Below are 21,689 nucleotides of genomic sequence, written 5' to 3' on the forward strand. Positions count from 1 at the left end.
CGTTATCCGCCGGTGGCCTGCGACAACCCGGGATCGGGGATCAAGGCCGTCGTCAGGCGGACTCGGCGGCGGTGATGGTGCAGATCGCGGCGCCGGCGGTGACGACCGCGCCGACCTCGGCGGACAGGCCGCTGACCACCCCGGCCTTGTGCGCGTTGAGCGGCTGCTCCATCTTCATCGCCTCCAGCACCACGACCAGGTCGCCCTCCGCCACCGTGTCGCCGTCCGCCACCGCGATCTTCACGATCGTGCCCTGCATCGGAGAGGCCAGGGCATCGCCGCCCGCGGCACCCGACGCACCCGCCCCGCCGGCCTTCCGCTTCGGGCGGCGGGCCACGCCAGCCGGTGCGGCGGTGGCCGTGCCGGCGCCGAGGCCGACGGGGAGACGGACCTCGAGCCGCTTGCCACCCACCTCGACCACGACGGTCTCCCGCTCGGCGGCCGGTTCGGCGGCGGTCGTCGCGCCGGTGAACGGCGGCACCGTGTTGTCGAACTCGGTCTCGATCCACCTGGTGTGCACCGCGAACGGCTCGGCGGTGAACGCCGGATCACGCACGACCAGCCGGTGGAACGGCAGGGCCGTCGCCATACCTTCGACCACCATCTCGTCGAGCGCCCGGCGGGCCCGTTCGAGCGCCTCGGTGCGGGTCTCCCCGGTGATGACGACCTTCGCCAGCAGCGAGTCGAAGTTGCCGCCGATCACGTCACCGGCGCTGATACCGGTGTCGACCCGTACGCCCGGGCCGCTGGGCAGGCGCAGCGCGGTGACCGAACCGGGCGCCGGCAGGAAGCCACGACCCGGGTCCTCGCCGTTGATCCGGAACTCGATCGAATGGCCGCGCGGCACCGGGTCACCGGTCAGCCGCAGCTTCTCCCCGTCGGCGATCCGGAACTGCTCGCGTACGAGGTCGATGCCGGCCGTCTCCTCGGTGACCGGGTGTTCCACCTGGAGCCGGGTGTTGACCTCCAGGAACGAGATCGTGCCGTCGGCGCCGACCAGGTATTCGACGGTGCCGGCACCGTGGTAGCCGGCCTCGCGGCAGATCGCCTTGGCGCTGTCGTGGATCTGGGCCCGCTGGCCGTCGGTGAGGAACGGCGCCGGCGCCTCCTCGACCAGCTTCTGGTGACGGCGCTGCAACGAACAGTCCCGGGTGCCGACCACCACCACGTTGCCGTGCTGGTCGGCGAGCACCTGCGCCTCGACGTGCCGGGGGCGGTCCAGGTAGCGCTCGACGAAGCACTCACCCCGCCCGAACGCGGCGACCGCCTCGCGGGTGGCCGACTCGAACAGGGCCGGAATCTCCTCCAGCGTGCGGGCGACCTTGAGTCCCCGCCCGCCCCCACCGAAAGCCGCCTTGATCGCGACCGGCAGGCCGTGCTCGACGGCGAAGGCGATGACCTCGTCGGGCCCCTTGACCGGATCGGGGGTGCCCGGCACCAGCGGGGCACCCGCCCGCTGCGCGATGTGCCGCGCGGTGACCTTGTCGCCGAGGTCGCGGATCGCCTGCGGCGTCGGACCGATCCAGATCAGCCCGGCCTCGATGACGGCCTGCGCGAAGTCGGCGTTCTCGGCGAGGAAGCCGTAGCCGGGGTGCACCGCGTCGGCACCGGCCTGCGCGGCGACCGCGACCAGCTTGTCGATCCGCAGGTAGGTGTCGGCCGCGCTGTCGCCATCCAACGCGTACGCCTCGTCGGCGAGCGTGACGTGCAGAGCGTCCCGGTCGGAGTCGGCGTAGACGGCGACACTGCCGAGGCCGGCATCGCGGCAGGCCCGCACGACCCGTACGGCGATCTCGCCGCGGTTGGCGATCAGAACCTTGCGCACCGTGTGCTCCCTCCGGCGGGCGATGACGGGCAGTTTATCGGCATCGCTGAACCGCTCGACCAGCGTTGAGCGTGTGGGATGTTGCACTCGGTGGGCGTATCCGCCGACCGGGGTGGGGGCATCACCGACCCACCCCGGCCTCGTCGTACGGGTCGGTCAGCGCTTGCGGGCCAGCGTCAAACCGTCGGCGACCGGCAGCATCACCAGGTCGACCCGGTCGTCGCGGAGCACCTCCTCGTTGAAGGTGGCGATCGCCCGGTCCGCCTCGGCCGCCGGGTCGAGCACCCGGCCGCCGCGCAGGACGTTGTCGACCACGATCAGACCTCCGGTACGGACGCGCGGCACTGTTTCGGCCCAGTAGACCGGATAGCCCGGCTTGTCGGCGTCGATGAAGACAAAGTCCAGGTACGGCTCGTCCGGCAGCATCCGCAGCGACTCCGCCGCCGGCCCGATCCGCAGGTCGATACGGTCCTCGACGCCGGCCCGCGCCCAGTAACGGCGCGCGACCGAGGTGAACTCGGCCGAGATGTCCAGGCACGTCAGGTGCCCGTCCGGCGCCAGCCCGCGCGCGATGGCCAGCGACGACATCCCGGTGAACGTGCCCACCTCGAGCGCCTGCCGGGCATCGGTCAACCGGGCCAGGAAGGTCAGGAAGCCGGCCTGCTCGGGCGCCACCTGCATGCCCGCCTTCTCCGGCAGGAGCGCCAACGTCTCCTCGATCAGATCCCGTGCCACGGGGTCCGGGGACGAACCGTGCGCGATGACGTACTGGTGCAGTTCATCGGTCAGTACCAGAGGCTTCGTGGTCATCCCCAGACGCTAACCGCGCGGAAGCCCTTCCGGGGTCACCGCCACAGGTCGAAGATCCGTACCCCCAGTTCGGCCAGCAGCCGGCGCAGCAGCGGCAGCGACAGGCCGATCACCGTGCCCGGATCACCCTCGATCCGCTCAACGAACGGCCCACCGATCCCGTCCAGGGTGAACGCGCCGGCGACGTGCAGCGGCTCCCCGGTCGCCACGTACGCGGCGATCTCGTCGTCGTCGACCTCCGCGAAGTGGACGGCCGTCGCGGCGACCGCCTCCGCGTGCCCACCCCGGTCGAGGTCGATCAGGCAGTGGCCGGTGTGCAACACCCCGGACCGCCCACGCATGCGTGCCCAACGCTTGGTGGCATCGTCGGCGTCGGCCGGCTTGCCGAAGATCTCACCGTCGAACGCCAGCACCGAGTCACAGCCCAACACCAGGGCGCCGGACCCGACCCGGCCATCGCGACGCAACCGCTCGGCGACGGCCTCTGCCTTCAGGCGGCTGAGCGTGAGACTCAACGTATCCGGGTTGGTCGAGTCGACAGTGGACTCGTCTACGCCACTGACCAGCACCTCCGGTTCGATGCCGGCCGCCTGCAGGGTCCTGAGCCGGGCCGGGCTCGCCGAGGCGAGGACCAGCCGGGGCGCGTCTGTCATTGCCACGGCGAGAACGCTACCGTCCCGGTCGATGCCCATCGGTGGTGCGTCGTCGCAGTGGGTTCCGCCGGTGGCCGGCGCGGGCTCAGCCGGCACCGCGGCGGCGACGCCGGCTGACGAACAGCGCGACAGCGGCCAGCCCTGCGGCGGCGACCGCGCCGAGCACGAAGAATCCCGGTCGCCAGCCCTCGGACGGCCTGTCGTCCGGTCCGTCACCGGCGGCCGACGACCGGCTCGGGCTGGGACTCGGGCTGGGACTCGGGCTGGCGCTCGGGCTGGCGCTCGGGCCGGGGCTCGTCCCGAGCGGCGGTACGTCCGCGGTCAGCGCCGCCACGAGATCGAGAACGCCGTACCCGTACTGCTCGTCCCGGCCGGGCGGTCCCTTGTCAACGGCCGTGGCGGTCAGCCGGTGTACGACCTCTGCCGCCGACAGGTCCGGAAACTTGCTCCGTACGAGCGCAGCCGCCCCCGAAACAATCGCCGCAGCCCCAGACGTCCCCGTCCCCTTCCGGTAGCCGCCGTTGAGCCCGGTGCTGACGATGTCAACGCCTGGGGCGACAATCTCGACCTTGCTTCCGGTGACTGATGTGGGGGAATGATTGCCGTTACGATCCACAGCGCCAACCGCAACAACGCCTTCAAGGAAGGCCGGGAAACCTACCTGAGTATCTGTGGGTCTGTTGCCTGCCGAGGCAACGATCACGATGTTTCTTTCGAGAGCCCGTTTAACGGACTCACGCAGAGTGCTTGTGGGGCCGCCGGCTGAGGAGATGTTGATGACCGATGCTCCGTTTTCGATTGCCCAGTCGATTCCGGCTGCGAGCCGGTTACCATCTCCAGTGCTTGTTGGTGTGGTATCCCGGATGGGGATGACCTTAGCCTTTGGTGCTATCCCCAAGGTGCTGGCCTCATCGAGAGTACCGTGCGCGGCTATTAGGCCGGCCATCCCGGTTCCGTGAGAGTCCGCGTCTTCTCTGCCGTCGCCTGTGCCACCCGGAGCTACATCTGTTCCGGTGAGTAGGTTTTCTCGGAGGTCTGGGTGAGGTTCGACGCCAGTATCTATGACTGCAACTTTTACTTCATTGCCTTGGGTGATCTGGTGAGCTTTGGTGACGTTGAGGAACCGAAGATGCCACTGATCGTCGCGCAGTTGTTGTCCGTGCGCCGGAGGTGTGATTGCAAGGGTGGTGAATAATGTACAGGCCGCCGAGATCAGGGTCTTGAGTGTTCTGGAGGTCACCGGTTATAGCCGATCGTCGGTCCTGGCTCCGTCGGTTGAGGCGTCTTAGGTGGCAGGAGCACAGGAGGGACGCCTGCATCCGTGTGCCACGGGTTGTCTGAGGTCCAGCGTTGTTGTCTGACTGAGGGGATTTCATCCGATCTCGTCTGTTGCGTAGCCAAATTTGTGGTTCCGATTATGCCGCCGACCGGATTGGCTCGCGAAGCGGGCGAGGGTTTTATTGGTGTTTGTGGTGGGCTATTACTTGGAAAGCCTCCGATTATCCCTCCGGAGGGTAATGATCGTTGCCTTGCTTCCGATGTCGTCAGTGCTTCAGGCCTTGGGGCAGGAATGGTTGGATTGCTCGGTTTTGGTGGGGCTGGCGAGCCGATCAAGCCTGCCCTTGGAGGCAAAAATGGGGTCGTGCTGGGAAGAGTGGCGGGGTGATGTGCTAGTCCGTCTTGGAGGGGGCCGGGTGCTGGAGTCGGGGCCTTGCTCGTTGCTGGCGGGGTGAGTGTACTTGCGCCACCTAGTGTGGGTCCATTCGTCGGATTGGTTGGCGCTGTAGTTTCGGCCGAGGGAAGAGGGGAGAAGTGTGAGACCTGTACCGGCACCGAAATTGGTGTGATTTGCGGAATTTTAGGTCTGGGTCCGTGATTTGCGGTGGTGGTCGTTGCTCCGTCGTCCCTTTTTCCTCGCGGGGCGTACGGCGGTGGTTGTTTGATTTGGATGCTGGCTTCGACGAGGGTGTTGCTGAGGCTGGACATGAGTGCGCGAGCGCGTGCGTTCAGTTCTTCCAGTTCGCGCCGGGTGGCGGGTAGGTTCTCGAAATCCAGGTTGGGCGGCGTGGGCGCGTTCCGATCCTTGAACCGCCGCTCGTGCGACAGTCTCGCCTGGTACCCGGCCTCGTATTCGTCGTGGATTTTCTTGAGTTCCGCCCGCGATGCTGCGATGGCGGTCGTCACGACGCTGAGCGTGCTGAAGTTGGCGACCGCGACGTCGTGGACCTGCTGGACGTGCTGGATCAGGTAGTCGAGGCGGGCGCAGTAGGCGGCCGAGGCCGGGCTCTGTTCGGGTGGCCAGGCGGTGGCCAGGCCTTCCCGGTAGGTCTTCAGTCTGAGCAGGTGGGCGGACGTCAGTTCGTAGGCCCTGGACCAGCCGGCGACGAGTCGCCAGTGGTTGTCGGTCTGCTGGTTTTCCATGAAGGCCCACATGGTTGGCACGTCGAAGAGGTGCCAACCGGTGCGCTCGCCGCGTTCGTTGACTTCGAGCCGCATCAGTGGGCCTGGTCGGTGGTTGCGGCGTCCGGTGCGGCGGCGGCGGTCCGGTCGAGGGCCTGGTTGACGTCGGTGACCGTGGCGGCGCTGAACGCGTCGGTGTCGGCGTATTTCCGGCTGATCTCGGCTGCCGAGGTGGCGAGGCCGCCGGTCACGTTGTGGTAGTGGTAGACGAGGTCGGACGTGCTCTGCTGGGACAGTTGGTGCACGGTCAGGAACGACACCAGTTCGGCGAAGAGTGCGGCGGGCTGCGGTATCTCGGTCGCCATGTGTTCGTAGACGGCTGACATGTGGGGCGCGTAGTTGTCGCGTACTTCGGCTGCCAGGTCGGCTGCGAACTCCTCCATGGCGCCGATGTCGGCCTGGATGTCGCCGTAACTGTGCAGCCACCGTGGACCCAGGTGGTCTTCGGCCAGCCCCACGGACCCTCCCCAGCGTCACGATGAGGTATCCGAGGGTAGCTGGCTGTCGGGTTGGTTGGCAGCCCCGAACCAGGGGCCGGGCGGGCTGCTGAGCGGTGAATCAGCGCGGGAGGGCGGATGCCCGCCAGCCGTCGGCACCCGGCCGGACGAGCGCGCCTCCGGCGCCGGGACGGGCGGCCCGGACCCAGGGGGAGAGCCGGGGTGCGGGCGTCGGAGCGGCGGCCGGTCGGGACCGGGCGAAGAGGACTCCGACGAGAGCGGCGAGTTCCTCGGCCGTGGGGGTGCCTCGTACCACGCTGAACTGCGGATCTGCCTCCGACATGCCAGGAGCGTACGCCGCCGCGCCGGCACCGGCACTGACGTACGCCTCACACCCGCGCGTGGCGCAGGTGTGACCCTCAACTCGTCCGGGTACCGTGCACGGGATGTCCGCCGTGCCGTCCCAACTTATCGCCGACCGTTACCGGCTAGTCGAGCCGCTCGGTCAGGGCGGCATGGGCAGGGTGTGGCGGGCCCGCGACGAGGTGCTGCACCGCGACGTGGCGATCAAGGAACTGGTGCCGCCGCCTGGCCTGACCGAGGACGAGCGCCGCGAGATGCGGGAGCGTTCGCTGCGCGAGGCGCGGGCCATCGCCCGCCTCAACCACATCAACGTCGTACGGGTCTTCGACGTCCTGCGCACCGACGCCGACCCGTGGATCGTCATGGAGTACGTCCCGTCGCGGTCGTTGCAGGACGTTCTCGCCAGCGATGGCCCGGTGACCCCGGCGCGTGCCGTCGAGATCGGCATCGGGGTTCTCGGCGCCCTGCGGGCGGCCCACCGCTCCGGGGTCGTGCACCGCGACGTCAAGCCGGGCAACGTCCTGCTCGGCGAGGACGGCCGGGTCGTGCTCACCGACTTCGGGCTGGCCACCGTTCCCGGCGACCCCAACGTCACCCGGACCGGGCTGGTGCTCGGTTCGCCGGCCTACATCGCGCCGGAACGCGCCCGCGACGGCAACAACGGGCCGGAGGCCGACCTCTGGTCGCTGGGCGCGACCCTCTACGCGGCGATCGAGGGCGCGTCGCCGTACGCGCGGCCGTCGGCGATCGCGACCCTCGCCGCCCTGGCCACCGAGCCGCCCCCGGTCTCCAAGAAGGCGGGCCCGCTCAAGCCGGTGCTCGCCGGCCTGCTGCGCAAGGATCCCGAGACACGGATCAACGCGGCCGAGGCCGAACGGCTGCTCCGCCGCGCCGCCGGCCGACGCCCGAAGATCGGTCTGTCGCTGTTGGAGGGGGCCCGGCGGCCGAGCCCGCTCGGGCCGCGCGAGCCCCGCCCGACCGTCGTTCCAGGGCAACGTACGCCGAGGACCGGCACGCCGGCGCCGGCCCCCGTGTCGCCCGCCCCCGTGTCACCGGCACCGGTATCGCCGGCAGCCGGCGACGACCCGGCTGTGTCCGTACCGACCGTGCCGGCCAACGAGACAGCGGTGGTGGAACAGTCCCCGGCCGTGGACCGCACGGCGGTGGTGGGCCAGTCGCAGTCCGCGGACCGTACGGCGGTGGTGAAGCCGGCCCGGTCGGAGTCGCCGACCGCGGCGGACCGGACCGTCGTGGTCCGGCAGACCGGAAACCTGACGGTGGGCAAGCCGGCCGACCGCGACGCCCGGTCGGAGCCGTCCGGTGCCGCGGCGGTCGCCGCGGGCACCGCCGCCGGGCAGGATGCCGCCGACACCGCGACGGCCGATACGCCCGAGCAGGCCGGCACAGCCAAGACCGGCCCGGCCGACGGGGCCATTGCCACCGAAGGCAAGACGGGCACCGAAGGCAAGACGGGCACCGAAGACAAGACCGCCGTCGAAGACAAGGCGGCCATCGAAGACGAGGCGGGCACCGAGGACAAGGCGGCCGCGCCCGAGCGCCCCACGCCGACGACGGCGAAGTCCACCCCCGAGCCGGCCGCGAAGCCGGCCAGGTCGACCCCGGTTGCCCTACCGGCACAGCGGACCGGAACGGACCCCGGTCGTACGACCGTGGTCAGCGGTGAGCCGACGACGGTGATCGGGGCCGCCGAGATACCCGGACGATCCAGCCCCGACCGGAAGCAGCGGATCTGGCTGGGCGCCGCGCTCGCCGCCATCCTGGTGCTGCTGGTCGCCATCCTGGTGCCCTATCTCGGTAACGATGACGGCGAGCGGTCCGTCGCCCCGCCGACGGACGTGCCCACCAGCGCCCCGGCCGAAACCGGTGCCGCCGAGACGCCGTCCGCGACGCCCGAGCCTGCCCCGACCAGCGCCGCGCCTCCCAGCCCCACCCCAAGTCCGGAGCCGACCGGACTGGGCGACCCGGTGGTGCCGGAGGGCTGGCGGTTGCACCGGGACCCGACCGGCTTCTCCGTCCCGGTGCCCGAGGGCTGGCAGGTCCGGCGGGAAGCGACCCGGGTCAGGTTCGAGGAGCCCCGGTTCGGCCGGCTGCTGATGATCGACCAGACCGACCAGCCGCAACCCGACCCGGTCGCGGACTGGAGGTCGAAGGAGGGGCACCGGCGGTCGACGACGCGCAACTACCAGCGGGTGGGCGAGATCCGGGCGGTCGACTACTGGGACAAGGCCGCCGACTGGGAGTGGACCTACACCAGCAACCGGGGCAACAAGCTGCATGTCCGCAACCGTGGCTTCATCACCGCCCCGGACAAGGCGTACGCGATCTACTGGTCGACGACCGAGGACCGGTGGAACGACGACCTGGCGATGTTCGACGTGATCGCCGCCGGGTTCCGCCCGGTCCGTAGCTGATCTCGGCGTCGCGACCGGACGGGTAGGCTCGCGGACTGTGTCGATCGACGGGCTGACAGACCTCTGGAACCGCCTGTTCGGTGCGCAGCCGGACCCGCCGCCGCTGCTCGTGCTGGTGACGGCCCTGCTCGCGCTCCTGGTGGTGCTGACCCGGCTGCCGTGGCGGATCGGCCGTAACGCGATCACCATCGCCCACGAGGGCGGGCACGCCCTGGCGGCCCTGCTCACCGGGCGCAAGCTGCACGGCATCCGGCTGCATTCCGACACCTCCGGACTGACCCTGTCGGCCGGCCGCCCGACCGGCCCCGGGATGGTGTTCACCCTGCTCGCCGGCTACATCGCCCCGTCCCTGATCGGGCTCGCCGGTGCCTGGCTGCTCGGCGGCAACCGGATCACCCTGCTGCTGTGGATCGCGGTCGCGCTGCTGCTGGCGATGCTCGTGATGATCCGCAACGTCTTCGGCATCGTGTCCATCGTGGTCACCACCGGGGTGGTGCTCGGCGTCTCCTACTTCGCTCCGCCGGACGTGCAGGCCGCGTTCGCGTACACCGGGGTCTGGTTCCTGCTCCTCGGCGGGGTACGGCCGGTCGGTGAGCTGCAGCGGCTGCGCCGGCGCGGCGGGATGCCGGAGTCCGATGCCGACCAGCTCGCCTGGCTGACCCGGATTCCGGGGCTGGTCTGGGTCGGCGTATTCGGCGCGGTCAACCTGCTGGCCCTGCTGGTCGGTGCCGCGATGCTGGCCGCTCCCGCGCTGGACGGGCTCGACCTGCCGCTCTGAGCGCGGTCCGGCCAGCCGGCGGGAAATTCTCAAGATCTGCAACCTCCGGCCGGGTGCCAGGCGTATTGCCTGTGACACCAGGGAGGTGCAGGTGCCCGATACCGAGGGCTTCGACGAGTTCTACCGGTGCAGCCGGCAACGGGTGCTCGGGTAGGTCCACCTGTTGACCGGCGACCGGTCCGAGGCGCGGGACGCGGTGCAGGAGGCGTACGTCCGGGCCTGGCAGCGCTGGTCAACCGTCCGCGACGACCACGATCCGGAGTCCTGGGGACGGGTGGTGGCCGCGCGGTCGCGGTCAGCCGCTGGCGCAGCCTGCGTAGCCGGGCCCGCGCCTACCTGCGGCACGGTCCGGCGGACGAGGCGGCGCCGCCGAGCACGACACGGGCGCGGTCGTGGCGGCCCTGCGCCGGCTGCCCGAGGAGCAGCGCACCGTGATCGCACTGCATCACCTGGTCGGGCTGCCGGTCGCGGAGGTAGCCCGGGAGATCCGGGCGCCGGTCGGCAGGGTCAAGGCGCGGCTGTCGCGCGGCCGGGCGGCACTGGCCGATCTGCTCGCCATCATCGACTCGAAGGAGGCCATCGATGCGTGATTCCACAGGCGCTGTCCGTTGCGACGGCGATCCCGTTCCCGAACCGGCGGTACCGCGGCAGTCGCACTCGACCTCGAAGGGGTCTCCTGGCCGGCGCCGGAGGAGATCCGTGCCCGGTCGCGCCGGCGGACCCAGGTACGCGCCATCGTCGGCGCTACTCGCCATGGTCTTCGGGTACCTGGCCCCACTGGGCGGTCCCGACGGGAGCCCGCCCGACGTGCCAGCGGGCCTGCCGGCCGGGCCGGGCGGCGTGCGGGTGGAGATCCCGGACAGTGCAGTGTTCCAACCGGAAGACGTCGGGCCCGGACTGTTCAGCCGTCACCCGGTCGGGCTGAACCCCGACGGCTCACGCATCGACCCGGACAAGCTCCCTTAGAAGGTTCCGCCCGGCCTCCCTCGTTGTTGCTGGGGCCGCCCTGGCCCCCAGCATGTGGGCTCGACCGTACAACGCGACCAAGATCCTGTCCGACCCAGAGGCAGGCATATCGAGCCCGGTGATGGCGTCGCAGTGGGTGCTCCGACAGCCGGTGGAGGACGGCAGCAGCCCCGTCGTCGAGGAGGACGAGATCGAGCCGGTGCGGGTCCATATGTACGTGGCGCTACGCTTCGGCGACCTGTACGCGGTCGTGGTGATTGTGTCCGACGACCGGCAGCGGACCGACGCGATCGTGGCCCGGGCCGTGGAGCGGCTGTGCACGGTGGCCAACTCCGGATGCTGACCGACGCCGGGCGGTGGTCGCCGCCCGGCGGTCCGGGTTACAGCGGGATGTTGCCGTGCTTCTTGGGCGGCAACGTCTCCCGCTTGGTCCGCAGCACCCGCAGGGCGCGCACGATCTGCCGGCGGGTCTCGGACGGCGCGATGACCGAGTCGACGTAGCCGCGTTCGGCCGCCACGTACGGGTTGGCCAGGGTCTCCTCGTACTGGGCGATCTTCTCGGCCCGTACGGCGGTCGGGTCGTCGGCGGCGGCCAGTTCGGCGCGGTAGAGGATGTTGACCGCTCCCTGGGCGCCCATCACCGCGATCTGCGCGGTCGGCCAGGCGAAGTTGAGGTCGGCGCCGAGGTGCTTGGACCCCATGACGTCGTACGCCCCGCCGTACGCCTTGCGGGTGATCACGGTGACCTTGGGGACGGTGGCCTCGGCGTACGCGTAGATGAGCTTGGCACCGCGCCGGATGATGCCGTCCCACTCCTGGCCGGTGCCGGGCAGGAACCCGGGTACGTCGACGAAGGTCAGGACCGGGATGTTGAACGCGTCGCAGGTGCGGACGAACCGGGCGGCCTTCTCCGAGGCGGCGATGTCGAGGGTGCCGGCGAAGTGCATCGGCTGGTTGGCGACGACGCCGACCGGGCGCCCCTCGACCCGGCCGAAGCCGATCACGATGTTCTGCGCGTAGAGCGGCTGCACCTCCAGGAACTCGCCGTCGTCGAGGACGTGCTCGATGACCCGGTGCATGTCGTACGGCTGGTTGGCCGAGTCGGGGATGAGCGTGTCGAGTTCCCGGTCGGTGTCGGAGACCGCGAGGTCCGCCTCGACCGGGAACGTCGGCGGCTCGTCGAAGTTGTTGGCCGGCAGGTAGGAGAGCAGCGCCCTGACGTATTCGATCGCGTCGTCCTCGTCGGTGGCGAGGTAGTGCGCGTTGCCGCTCTTGGTGTTGTGGGTGCGCGCGCCGCCGAGGTCTTCCATCGCCACGTCCTCGCCGGTGACCGTCTTGATCACGTCGGGGCCGGTGATGAACATGTGCGACGTCTGGTCGACCATGACGGTGAAGTCGGTGACGGCGGGGGAGTAGACGGCGCCGCCCGCGCACGGTCCCATGACCAGGGAGATCTGCGGGATGACGCCGGAGGCGCGCACGTTGCGGAAGAAGATCTCGCCGTAGAGGCCGAGGCTGACCACGCCCTCCTGGATGCGGGCGCCGCCGGAGTCGTTGATGCCGACGATCGGGCACCCGGTCTTCATCGCCAGGTCCATGACCTTGACGATCTTCTGGCCGAAGACCTCGCCGAGCGATCCGCCGAAGACGGTGAAGTCCTGGGCGAAGACGCACACCTGACGGCCGTCGACGGTGCCGTAGCCGGTGATCACGCCGTCGCCGTACGGGCGGGTCTTGTCCAGTCCGAAGTTGGTGGAGCGGTGCCGGGCGAGTTCGTCGAGTTCGACGAACGAGCCCTCGTCGAGCAGCATCGCGATCCGTTCCCGGGCCGTCTTCTTGCCCCGGGCGTGCTGCTTCTCCACGGCCCGCGCGGACCCGGCGTGGACCGCCTCGTCGACCCGGCGTTCCAGGTCGGCCAGCTTGCCGGCGGTGCTGTGGACGTTGATCTCGGTGGCGCTCGGCTGTCCGGTCACGTTTGGGATCGTAACGATGGTTCAGGTGTTTGCCGTCGGGCCGTCGTGTGCATTTCACTACAATCCCGCCGGGCGTTTCGTGGTGATTGATCCGCTCGTTAGGCAGAACGTGCTGGTTCTGGGCGTCGCCCTGCTGGCCGGTGGCCTGTGGGTGCTGGTCGCGCTGCGTCGCGGCCGGTGGCCGTTCGGCGCCGACTCCGCACCGGTCCGGCACCCGACGGTGGACGGCCACGATCATCCCGGCGCTGTGGACGCGGGACCGGTCCGGGCGGCCGTCCGGCCGCCCGAGTCCGCCATCTACGTGGCACCGCCGCGTGGCACCGTCTACGGCAGCGGCACACCGCCGTACGACTGGCCGTAGGCTGGCCTGATGCCGGGCTCGCCGTACACCGATCTGGACCGTCCGCCGCTGGACCCGCGGGCACTGCGGCGGGCGCTGGTCGTACCGGGCGGGTTCTGGACCCGGATCGACGTACGCCGGGAGACCGGCTCGACGAACGCCGACGCGGTCGCGGCGGCCGGCGAGGGCACCCCGGAGGGGTTGGTGGTGGTCGCCGAGCGGCAGACGGCCGGGCGGGGCCGGCTCGGCCGGCAGTGGTCCTCACCGCCGCGGGCGGGTATCGCGGCCAGCGTCCTACTGCGACCGGGGGTCGCCGTGCCGGACCGGGACTGGCCGCCGGCCCCGGTCACCGGATACGGCTGGCTGCCGCTGCTGGCCGGTGTCGCGCTGGCCGAGAGCGTGCTTCGGCTGGCCGAGCTGCCCGCCGAACTGAAGTGGCCCAACGACCTGCTCGTCGGCGGGGCCAAGTGTGCCGGCATCCTCGCCGAGTCGGTGCCGTCGGCCGGTAACGGCGAACCGTCCGCGATCGTGGTCGGCATCGGGCTCAACGTCACGCTGCGCGCCGACGAGTTGCCCACCAACCCGGGCGGTCTGCCGGCGACGTCGCTGCGGCTGGCCGGCGCCGCGGCCACCGACCGCGACCCGTTGCTGCGGGCCCTGCTGCGTGGCCTCGCCGACTGGTACGGCCGTTGGCGGGCCGCGGCCGGCGACGCGGACGAGTGCGGGCTGCGCGACGCCTACCTCCGGCACTGCGCCACGGTCGGCCGCGAGGTACGGGTGTCGCTGCCGGGCGGCGAGACCCGCACCGGCACCGCGACCTCGGTGGACGGTGCCGGCCGGCTGGTCGTGGACACGGTGGACGGTCCGACGGCGGTCGCCGCCGGTGACGTGCTGCATCTACGTTGACCGTCGGACCGCCGCAGGACGCGACGGTCAGGTGACCCCATCCGGTGCGGCGAACCGCTACCGTCAGCGCGGATCGATCCGGTACGCGAGGAGGATGGCGTGGCGTTCCCCGATGACGTGCTCACTGAAGACGAGCATGTCGTACTGCACCTGCACCCACACTGGAAGGCGTTGATCCGGCCGGTCGTGGTGCTGCTCCTGGCCGTCGCCGCGGTGGTCGCGTCGATCGTGCTGCTGCCGGCGGGCACCGCCGGCACGATCGGCATGTGGGTGGTGGTCGCGGCGGCCGTGGTGGCTGTCGTGCCGTTCGCCGTCTGGCCGTGGCTGGTCCGGCGCACCACGCACTACGTGCTGACCAACGAGCGGGTACTTCTCCAGCACGGGGTGCTCTCCCGCGACCGGCGGGACATTCCGCTCAACCGGGTCAACGACCACTCGATGTCGCAGCGGTTCGTCGAACGGCTGCTCGGCTGCGGCACGCTGACGATCGAGTCGGCCGGTGAGCGCGGCCAGTCGGTGCTGGTCGACATCCCGCACGTGGAGCGGGTGCAGACCACGCTGTACGAGTTGATCGAGGCCAACCACGACAAGCACACCCTCGGCGACGGCGAGATGCGGGAGATCCTCAAAGAGGCGCGGGAGACCCGGCCAGCCGGGGAGACGGTGCAGTAGGGGACGGTCCGGCCCGCTCAGGCCGGACCGGCACGCATCACGAACCAGCCCCGGAACCGGGTACGCAGCACCTCCCGCTCGGGGCGGCCGTACGCGTCGACCCTCGTCATGGTCGCGCCGAGGGTGACGGTGCCGAGGCCGGGGCGGGCCGTCGACGGCTTGCTGCCCAGCACGTCGAGCCGTACGGCCAGCCGGTCACCGGCGTGTACGGGAGCCAGCCAGCGCAGCTCCTCCAGCCCGGGGGAGGCGTCGGCGGCGGCCCGGGAGAGCAGGTGGTCGACGTAGGCGCGCATGAAGAGACTGACCGTGAAGAACCCGCTGGCGATCAGCCGGCCGTGGTGGCTGCCGGCGGCCGTCGCCGCGTCGACGTGGTACCACTGCGGGTCGAATCGGCGGGCGAACGCCACCATCTCGGCCTCGTCGACGGCGGTGACGCCCAGGTCGAAGGTGCGTCCGGGGGTCAGGTCCTCGAAGAACAGCTCGGCTTCGGCACCCGTTCCCGACCGCACCGGTGTCCCGGTCAGCGGGAGGCGGGACGCCGGTTGGCGGCGTCGAGTTCAGCGGCGAGTTCGGCTTCGAACTCGACGTCGATCGGGTTGGCCAGTTCGCGTTCGAGCGGGGTGGTGAGCCGGGTGAAGTCGATGTGCGGCGTCTCGCCGGTACCGGCAGCCTCCGCCGCTCGTGCGTCGGCCGGGTGGGTGTCGGCGTCGGCCTTCGCCGGGGCCGGGCGGGCGGGTTCGGTCTCGGCCGGATCGTCGTCGGCTTTCGGGCGGGCCGGCCGCCCCGGCGGGCCGCTGGTCGCGTCGGGCTCGTCGGTGGCGTCGCCGGGCGTCCCGGCGGGCGCGGCAGCGGCCGTGGGGTCGGCGGGGGCGGGCGCCGAGCTTGCGGCGGCGGCCGGCACCGGACGGAAGACGAACGTGCGGTAGGACCAGAACCGGAAGAGTGTGGCGAGCACGACACCGATGGTCTTGGCGATGTTGAGCGCGATCAGACCGTGGAAGCCGAGCCCGTACTTCGCCAGTGCCAGCACGCCCAGTTCGATCGCGAGGCCGGTGGCGTTGAAGAGGAAGAAGAGTGCGTATTCGCGGCGCATCGCCGACTTCGGCCGGTCCCGGTAGGTCCAGTGCCGGTTCATGAGGTATGAGGTGATCGTCGCCACGATGGTGGCGATCACAGTGGCCTTGAGCTGCCCGTTCGCGAAGATCGTCAACGCGAGGGCGTTGAAGACCGCGTAGTTGATGACCGTGTTGATGCCGCCTACGACGCCGAACTTGGCGGCCTCGCTGACGAACTTCTGCCATCGATCAGGCAGTAGACGGACAAAGGGCATTGGATCACCTTACGGCAGGAAGTCGTTCGGGCAGCGGCCCGACGAGGGGTGGCGAGGGCTCGGCGCTCAGTCGCTCTTCGCGATCACCTCTGGCGCGTCCACCCTGGCCGGCCCGACGAAGACGAAACGACGGTAGGACCAGAACCGGAACAGCGTGCCCAGCGCGGCGCCCACGAGGTTTGCCGAGATGTTGTCGGCGATCAGGGACTGGAAGATCCGGGGCCAGATACTGCCCAGGACGTAATGGCTGATACCCAGGCAGGCCAGCCCTATACCTAGCCCGACCGCGTTGAAGAAGAAGTAGAGCAGGTATTCCCGGGCCAGGCCGGAGCGCTCACGGTGGCGCCAGGTCCAGAAGCGGTTACCGATGAAGGCGACGGTGGCGGCCACCGCGGTGGACAGGGTCTTCGCGGCGAGGACCTCCATGCCCTGACCACGCGCCAGGTTGAAGATCAGCAGGTCGACGACGAACGCGATGCCGCCCACCGCGCCGAACTTGCCGAGCTCGCGGACCAGGTGACCGAAACGGTCGATGATCCTCCGGACGAGCCCTGGTCTATCGATGGAGTTTGGCGGCTGCTCGCCCGTCGCGGTCACTGGCACGCCGTCGAGCGTACCGGTTGCTCCCCATTCTGACGGGCGCGAGCGACGAGGTTTAACAGAGGCGCCCGTGGTCTCCGGGGTCGCTCGACACGGGGTGACCGGCGGGTGACCGAACGCAGCTCTCGCGGGCGGGGCGGGTGCGCGGGCGCCGGCCGGTCGGGGCGCACCCCGGCGTCGGGGCCATCCGCAGGTCGGCGTTCACCTCGTCCAGTTCCGTACGCAGACCGTGGCACGCCCGGCAGCGGCCGAGGTGGGTCTCGACCGTGGTACGGGCCCGCGTGGCGAGCCGTTCGCGGATGTACGCGGCCAGCAGTTGCCGGATCGGGTGGCAGTCCGGATCGACGGCGGTGCTGATGTGCTCCCGCAGGTACATCTCCCGCAGGCGCTCCCGTGCCCGGTAGGCCAGTGCGGCGACCCCGCCGGGGGTGAGGCCGAGCCGGGGCGCCACCTGCGCCGGGGTTTCCCCCTGCACCTCGGTGTGCCAGAGCACCAGCCGCCACCGGTGGGGCAGGCGGGTGAATGCGCGAATGGCGTACGACCGTTCGAGTCGGGCGAGGGTGACGTCCTCGTGTTGCCCACCCACCTCGAACCGGGTCAGGTCGTCGGTGAAGGCGAGGCGGCGGTCGCGGCGGAGCCGGTCGTGCCGGACGTGCCGCAGCGTGGTGTGCAGGTAGGGGCGGAAGACGACCGCCGGGCCGCGCCCCGCGCGGAGCATGGCGAGCACCTTGACGAAGGTCTCGGCGACCAGGTCGTCGGCGTCGGCCTCGTTGCTCACCAGGGTGTAGGCGAGCCGCCTGGCGGCGTGCGAGTGCCGGATCCACAGCGTCGCGTACGCCCCGGTGTCGCCGTCTCGTACGGCGGCCAGCAGGTCGGCGTCGGTGGCGACGCACGTGGCCACGGCAGCGGCCGGGCCGGGGTCGGCGGGGATCGTCACGGGTCCGCTCCAACGGTCGAGGGGGAGGGGTGGGGCGGCACTCTCCCGGGGCGGCACTCCGGGAGGGAGCGGGGCACTAGGGGAAAAGCACCCTTATGGGTCATAACCCTAGGACAAATCGGGCGGCAGGGGAAGGTGTGATACATGCCCCGACGTGCAATTGATCACGCACAGCGACGGTCGTCGACGGGTGGCTGTGATGATCTCCACGTAAAGTTTGCGCGAAACTGCGCAGGTAAGCGCGAAAAGATTCCCAATACGGCAGGTCGGCCGTACCTTGTGCACTTCTTCACAACCGACCCCACTGCCCAGGTCGGCGGATCGGTTTACGCTGAGCGCAACTTCCGTGACTTCATTACGGCGTGGCGGTTAACCGCCCGCCGGATTCGGGCATCCCGCATAACGGTCAGCGTCGACCTGAAGGAGACCAAGTCATGACTGCTCCGGCTACCAGCCGTGGCCTCGCGCAGGCCCCGACCTCGCACTCCAAACTGCTCGCGTGGGTTCACGAAGTCGCCGAGCTGACAACGCCCGACCAGGTCGTCTGGGTCGACGGTTCCGACGAGGAATGGCAGCGGCTCACCGACGAACTCGTCGCCGCCGGCACCCTCGTGCGACTCGATCCCGAGCACAAACCAAACTCCTTCTGGGCGCGCACCGATCCCACCGATGTTGCCCGCGTCGAGGAACGCACCTTCATCTGCTCGGTCGACGAGGCCGACGCCGGACCCACCAACAACTGGATGGCGCCCGACGAGATGAAGCGGACCATGACCGCGCTCTACCGCGGATGCATGCGGGGCCGGACCATGTACGTCATCCCGTTCGTCATGGGCCCCCTCGAAGCCGAATCGCCGATGTTCGGCGTCGAGATCACGGACAGTGCCTACGTCGTCGCGTCCATGCGGATCATGACGAGGATGGGCGCCAAGGTCCTCGAGGGGATGGGCGACGACGCCGACTTCGTGCACGCCCTGCACTCCATCGGCGCGCCGCTGGCCCCCGGCGAGGCCGACGTGCCGTGGCCGTGCAGCCAGACCAAGTACATCTCGCACTTCCCCGAGACCCGCGAGATCTGGTCCTACGGCTCCGGGTACGGCGGCAACTCGCTGCTCGGCAAGAAGTGCTACTCGCTGCGGATCGCCAGCGTCATGGCCCGCGACGAGGGCTGGCTCGCCGAGCACATGCTGATCCTCAAGATGACCTCGCCCGAGGGCAAGGTGCACTACATCGCCGGCGCCTTCCCGTCCGCCTGCGGCAAGACCAACCTGGCGATGCTGGAGCCGACCATCGCCGGCTGGAAGGTCGAGACCGTCGGCGACGACATCGCCTGGATGCGCTTCGGCGACGACGGCCGCCTCTACGCCCTCAACCCCGAGTTCGGGCTCTTCGGCGTCGCACCCGGCACCGGCTGGACCACCAACGCCAACGCCATGCGGACCCTCGACCGCGGCAACTCGGTCTTCACCAACGTCGCCCTGACCGACGACGGCGACGTGTGGTGGGAGGGCATGGGCGAGCCGCCGGCGCACGCCACCGACTGGAAGGGCGCCGACTGGACGCCGGACAGCGGCGAGCTGTCGTCGCACGGCAACAGCCGGTTCTGCACCCCGATCAACCAGTGCCCGATCCTCGCCGACGAATACCACGACCCCAAGGGCGTGCCGATCGACGCGATCCTCTTCGGCGGCCGGCGCAAGACCACCGTGCCGCTGGTGACCGAGGCCCGCGACTGGGTGCACGGCGTCTACATGGGAGCGACGCTCTCGTCCGAGACGACCGCCGCCGCGGCCGGCCAGGTCGGCGTCGTACGCCGCGACCCGATGGCGATGCTGCCGTTCATCGGCTACAATGCCGGCGACTACTTCCAGCACTGGATCGAGATGGGCAAGGGCGTCGACGGCGACGCCGCCAAGCTGCCGAAGATCTTCTACGTCAACTGGTTCCGCCGCGACGACGACGGCAAGTTCCTCTGGCCGGGCTTCGGCGAGAACTCCCGGGTACTCAAGTGGATCGTGGAGCGGCTCGAGGGACGTGGCGCCGCCGTCGAGACGCCGATCGGCTACGTACCCACCGCCGACGCCCTCGACGTCGAAGGCCTCGGCCTCACCCGTGCCGAGATCGAGACCGCGCTCAAGGTCGACATCGACGAGTGGCGGGCCGAACTGCCGCAGATCACCGAGTGGTTCGAGAAGTTCGGCGACAAGCTGCCCGCCGTACTCTGGGCCGAACTCGACGCGCTGCGCGCCCGGCTCGACGGGCAGTCCAGCCCGACGGCCTGACCGCACCCTCCGGCCCGCGGACACCGGGCCGGCCCACCCGGCCCGCCGGTGTGCCGCTGGCGCCGGCCGGGCATCATCTCAGGCATGACGACGGCCGCCGCGACTCCGAAGGGGGTCCGGCGGCCGCCGGCCGTCCGGGGCCTGACCGCACTGCTCGCGACCACCGCCACCGCGACCGTCGCGGTCGAGCTGCTCAACTGGTGGTACGCCCCCGAACAGGGCTTCGGGCTCGCCATACGCAGCGGCTGGGCACTGCTGCGCTCGGTCGGCTTCCTGGTGCTCATCTGGCACGTACGCCGCGGCCGGACGGCGGCCCGCCCGCTCGGACTGATCCTCGCCGTCACCACCGTCTTCGCCGTCGGCCGGCTGATCGTGCCGCGCGCCGGCCTGCCACCGCTGCCGGGCCTGCTCGGCTTCGCCGCGCTCACCCTGCTCTGCGCCGCCGTCGTGTGGATGCTCTACCGCTCGCCGCAGGTCGACGCCCACCTCGTACGCCACCCCGGCCGGCTCGTCATCGACCGGCAGGGCATCTCCTGGCGGGCGACGCCGCCGCGCAAGCCGCCGGTCGCCGCCTGGCTGCTCACCGCCCGGGTCGCCGCGTTCACCTACAGCCCGCTCATGCTCGTACCCTGCCTGATCGCCGTCGGCACGATCTTCGACGGGAAGCTCGTCGCCGTACCCGCCGTGGTCGGCTGGTTCGTCGCCGGAGTGGTGGTGGGCAACGTCGTACTGCTCGACGCGTTCTTCCTGCTCCGCGGCAAAAGGTGGGCCCGGGGAGTACTGGTCGCCATCACCGTCGCCGTCCTCGCCGTCGACCTGCCGCTGTGCTGGTGGCTGCTCGGCGTCGACGGACTCGTCCGCGACGGCGCGCCGCTGGTCGCGGCCGCCGCGCTCACCTGCTACGCCCTGTGGCGCGCCGGCCGTGCCGGACCGGCCACCGCCGTACGCCCGCCGGAACACGCACTGTCCTGACCACCTGAGGTGCCCGGCTGCCTTCCACAGCGATGGTCGCTAGTCTGCAAGAGATGAAACTGCGGGACCTGCTCTACTCGGTTTACGAACGGCGGCTCACGGCGGGGCTCGCCGGTAAGCCGGTACCCCGCCACATCGGTGTCATGTGCGACGGCAACCGGCGCTGGGCCAAGGAGATGGGCTACGTCGACCCCAACGACGGCCACCGCGTCGGCGCAGTCAAGATCAAGCACCTGCTCAACTGGTGCGACCAGGCCGGCGTCGAACACGTCACGCTCTACCTCCTGGCCACCGACAACCTTCGCCGCCCCGCCAGCCAACTCGACCCGCTACTCAAGATCATCGAAGATCTCGTCGTCGAGTTCGCCGAGGAGGGCAACCCCTGGCGGCTGCGGATCGTCGGCGCCCTCGACCTCCTCCCCGCCCAGACCGCCGCCGCCCTCAAGGCAGCCCAGGAACGCACCCAGGAACGCACCGGCGGTGCCGAGGTCAACATCGCCGTCGGCTACGGCGGCCGCCGCGAGATCGCCGACGCCGTACGCTCCCTGCTGCACGAACACGCCGCCGCCGGCGGCACCCTCGAAGAACTCGCCGAGATCCTCGACGTCGAGCACATCGCCGAACACCTCTACACCCGCGGCCAACCCGACCCCGACCTGGTCATCCGCACCAGCGGCGAACAGCGGCTGTCCGGCTTCCTGCTCTGGCAGTCGGCCCACTCCGAGTTCTACTTCTGCGACGTCAACTGGCCCGACTTCCGCCGCGTCGACTTCCTCCGCGCACTGCGCTCGTACGCCCACCGCCAACGCCGCTACGGCGGTTAGTCGAGTCTGTGCTAGCTGGCCTCGCCTTCGGCTCGGCTGGCTCGCTCCGCTTCGCGCCGCCTGAGTGCACCGTCTTCGCCCTGCGGGCCGCGACCGCTTCGCGGCGCGGTCCTCGGGCTCCAGACGGTG

At 70.4% G+C, this 21,689-nt stretch carries 21 protein-coding genes and 1 pseudogene; 10 read left to right on the top strand and 12 right to left on the bottom strand.

Annotated features, from left to right (window positions below; genetic code table 11):
- Nucleotides 1-52 precede the first annotated feature (52 nt).
- The 7 genes from AB0M79_RS13110 to AB0M79_RS13140 all read right to left on the bottom strand — a co-directional run bounded on the left by AB0M79_RS13110 (nt 53) and on the right by AB0M79_RS13140 (nt 6,528).
- Nucleotides 53-1,825, bottom strand: a complete 1,773-nt coding sequence (locus tag AB0M79_RS13110) for a biotin carboxylase N-terminal domain-containing protein (RefSeq protein WP_364211855.1) — start codon at nt 1,823-1,825, stop codon at nt 53-55.
- A gap of 156 nt (nt 1,826-1,981) precedes the next feature.
- Nucleotides 1,982-2,635, bottom strand: a complete 654-nt coding sequence (locus AB0M79_RS13115; RefSeq protein ID WP_364211858.1) for an O-methyltransferase — start codon at nt 2,633-2,635, stop codon at nt 1,982-1,984.
- Nucleotides 2,636-2,670: 35 nt separating this feature from the next.
- Nucleotides 2,671-3,288: a nucleoside triphosphate pyrophosphatase gene (locus AB0M79_RS13120; RefSeq protein ID WP_364211989.1), complete on the bottom strand. Its 618-nt coding sequence runs from the start codon at nt 3,286-3,288 to the stop codon at nt 2,671-2,673.
- Between the two features lie 85 nt (nt 3,289-3,373).
- Nucleotides 3,374-4,528, bottom strand: coding sequence for a type VII secretion-associated serine protease mycosin (gene mycP / locus AB0M79_RS13125; protein ID WP_364211861.1), 1,155 nt, complete (start codon nt 4,526-4,528; stop codon nt 3,374-3,376).
- The gene (locus tag AB0M79_RS13130; protein WP_364211864.1) at nt 4,525-5,784 is read right to left on the bottom strand and encodes a hypothetical protein; all 1,260 of its coding nucleotides are present in this window, start codon (nt 5,782-5,784) and stop codon (nt 4,525-4,527) included. Before AB0M79_RS13130 ends, mycP begins: the two co-directional genes overlap by 4 nt.
- A complete protein-coding gene (locus AB0M79_RS13135) occupies nt 5,784-6,206 on the bottom strand; it encodes a hypothetical protein (protein ID WP_364211867.1) in 423 nt (140 codons plus the stop codon). Before AB0M79_RS13135 ends, AB0M79_RS13130 begins: the two co-directional genes overlap by 1 nt.
- 100 nt (nt 6,207-6,306) lie before the next feature.
- The gene (locus tag AB0M79_RS13140) at nt 6,307-6,528 is read right to left on the bottom strand and encodes an acyl-CoA carboxylase subunit epsilon (protein ID WP_357538817.1); all 222 of its coding nucleotides are present in this window, start codon (nt 6,526-6,528) and stop codon (nt 6,307-6,309) included.
- 103 nt (nt 6,529-6,631) lie between these two features.
- On the opposite strand from AB0M79_RS13140, the gene AB0M79_RS13145 reads away from it, so the two are divergent.
- From AB0M79_RS13145 to AB0M79_RS13160, 4 genes and pseudogenes are all read left to right on the top strand, one after another.
- The gene (locus AB0M79_RS13145; RefSeq protein WP_364211870.1) at nt 6,632-8,980 is read left to right on the top strand and encodes a protein kinase; all 2,349 of its coding nucleotides are present in this window, start codon (nt 6,632-6,634) and stop codon (nt 8,978-8,980) included.
- Nucleotides 8,981-9,017: 37 nt separating this feature from the next.
- The gene (locus tag AB0M79_RS13150) at nt 9,018-9,758 is read left to right on the top strand and encodes a M50 family metallopeptidase (RefSeq protein WP_364211873.1); all 741 of its coding nucleotides are present in this window, start codon (nt 9,018-9,020) and stop codon (nt 9,756-9,758) included.
- 160 nt (nt 9,759-9,918) lie between these two features.
- Nucleotides 9,919-10,348: pseudogene (locus AB0M79_RS13155) on the top strand (sigma-70 family RNA polymerase sigma factor).
- Nucleotides 10,349-10,845: 497 nt separating this feature from the next.
- Nucleotides 10,846-11,067, top strand: a complete 222-nt coding sequence (locus AB0M79_RS13160; protein WP_364211876.1) for a hypothetical protein — start codon at nt 10,846-10,848, stop codon at nt 11,065-11,067.
- A gap of 37 nt (nt 11,068-11,104) precedes the next feature.
- Here the strand turns inward: AB0M79_RS13160 and AB0M79_RS13165 are convergent, their stop codons facing one another.
- The gene (locus AB0M79_RS13165; protein ID WP_364211992.1) at nt 11,105-12,670 is read right to left on the bottom strand and encodes an acyl-CoA carboxylase subunit beta; all 1,566 of its coding nucleotides are present in this window, start codon (nt 12,668-12,670) and stop codon (nt 11,105-11,107) included.
- Between the two features lie 136 nt (nt 12,671-12,806).
- Between AB0M79_RS13165 and AB0M79_RS13170 the strand changes: the two genes are divergently transcribed.
- From AB0M79_RS13170 to AB0M79_RS13180, 3 genes are all read left to right on the top strand, one after another.
- A complete protein-coding gene (locus AB0M79_RS13170) occupies nt 12,807-13,058 on the top strand; it encodes a hypothetical protein (RefSeq protein ID WP_364211879.1) in 252 nt (83 codons plus the stop codon).
- A 9-nt stretch (nt 13,059-13,067) separates the two neighbouring features.
- A complete protein-coding gene (locus AB0M79_RS13175) occupies nt 13,068-13,943 on the top strand; it encodes a biotin--[acetyl-CoA-carboxylase] ligase (protein WP_364211882.1) in 876 nt (291 codons plus the stop codon).
- Between the two features lie 99 nt (nt 13,944-14,042).
- Nucleotides 14,043-14,615 (top strand): PH domain-containing protein, encoded by a 573-nt coding sequence (locus AB0M79_RS13180; protein ID WP_364211885.1) that lies wholly within the window; start codon nt 14,043-14,045, stop codon nt 14,613-14,615.
- A 17-nt stretch (nt 14,616-14,632) separates the two neighbouring features.
- On the opposite strand, the gene AB0M79_RS13185 is transcribed toward AB0M79_RS13180, so the two are convergent.
- The 4 genes from AB0M79_RS13185 to AB0M79_RS13200 form a co-directional block, all read right to left on the bottom strand.
- On the bottom strand, nt 14,633-15,124 hold the full coding sequence (locus tag AB0M79_RS13185) for a MaoC/PaaZ C-terminal domain-containing protein (RefSeq protein ID WP_364211888.1): 492 nt from the start codon (nt 15,122-15,124) through the stop codon (nt 14,633-14,635).
- 11 nt (nt 15,125-15,135) lie between these two features.
- Entirely contained in the window at nt 15,136-15,945 is an 810-nt protein-coding gene (locus AB0M79_RS13190; protein WP_364211891.1) for a GtrA family protein, read from the bottom strand.
- A 66-nt stretch (nt 15,946-16,011) separates the two neighbouring features.
- Nucleotides 16,012-16,548 carry a GtrA family protein gene (locus AB0M79_RS13195; protein WP_364211894.1) on the bottom strand — a complete coding sequence of 179 codons (537 nt, stop codon included), beginning with the start codon at nt 16,546-16,548 and terminating at the stop codon, nt 16,012-16,014.
- A 52-nt stretch (nt 16,549-16,600) separates the two neighbouring features.
- Nucleotides 16,601-17,482: a sigma-70 family RNA polymerase sigma factor gene (locus AB0M79_RS13200; protein WP_364211897.1), complete on the bottom strand. Its 882-nt coding sequence runs from the start codon at nt 17,480-17,482 to the stop codon at nt 16,601-16,603.
- Nucleotides 17,483-17,916: 434 nt separating this feature from the next.
- Between AB0M79_RS13200 and AB0M79_RS13205 the strand changes: the two genes are divergently transcribed.
- From AB0M79_RS13205 to AB0M79_RS13215, 3 genes are all read left to right on the top strand, one after another.
- Nucleotides 17,917-19,764: a phosphoenolpyruvate carboxykinase (GTP) gene (locus tag AB0M79_RS13205; RefSeq protein ID WP_364211900.1), complete on the top strand. Its 1,848-nt coding sequence runs from the start codon at nt 17,917-17,919 to the stop codon at nt 19,762-19,764.
- Between the two features lie 84 nt (nt 19,765-19,848).
- On the top strand, nt 19,849-20,736 hold the full coding sequence (locus tag AB0M79_RS13210) for a hypothetical protein (protein WP_364211903.1): 888 nt from the start codon (nt 19,849-19,851) through the stop codon (nt 20,734-20,736).
- 53 nt (nt 20,737-20,789) lie between these two features.
- Nucleotides 20,790-21,560 carry an isoprenyl transferase gene (locus AB0M79_RS13215; RefSeq protein WP_357538803.1) on the top strand — a complete coding sequence of 257 codons (771 nt, stop codon included), beginning with the start codon at nt 20,790-20,792 and terminating at the stop codon, nt 21,558-21,560.
- The last annotated feature ends 129 nt before the right edge of the window (nt 21,561-21,689 follow it).

The sequence above is a fragment of the Polymorphospora sp. NPDC051019 genome, assembly GCF_040683055.1.
GTDB lineage: Bacteria > Actinomycetota > Actinomycetes > Mycobacteriales > Micromonosporaceae > Polymorphospora > Polymorphospora lycopeni.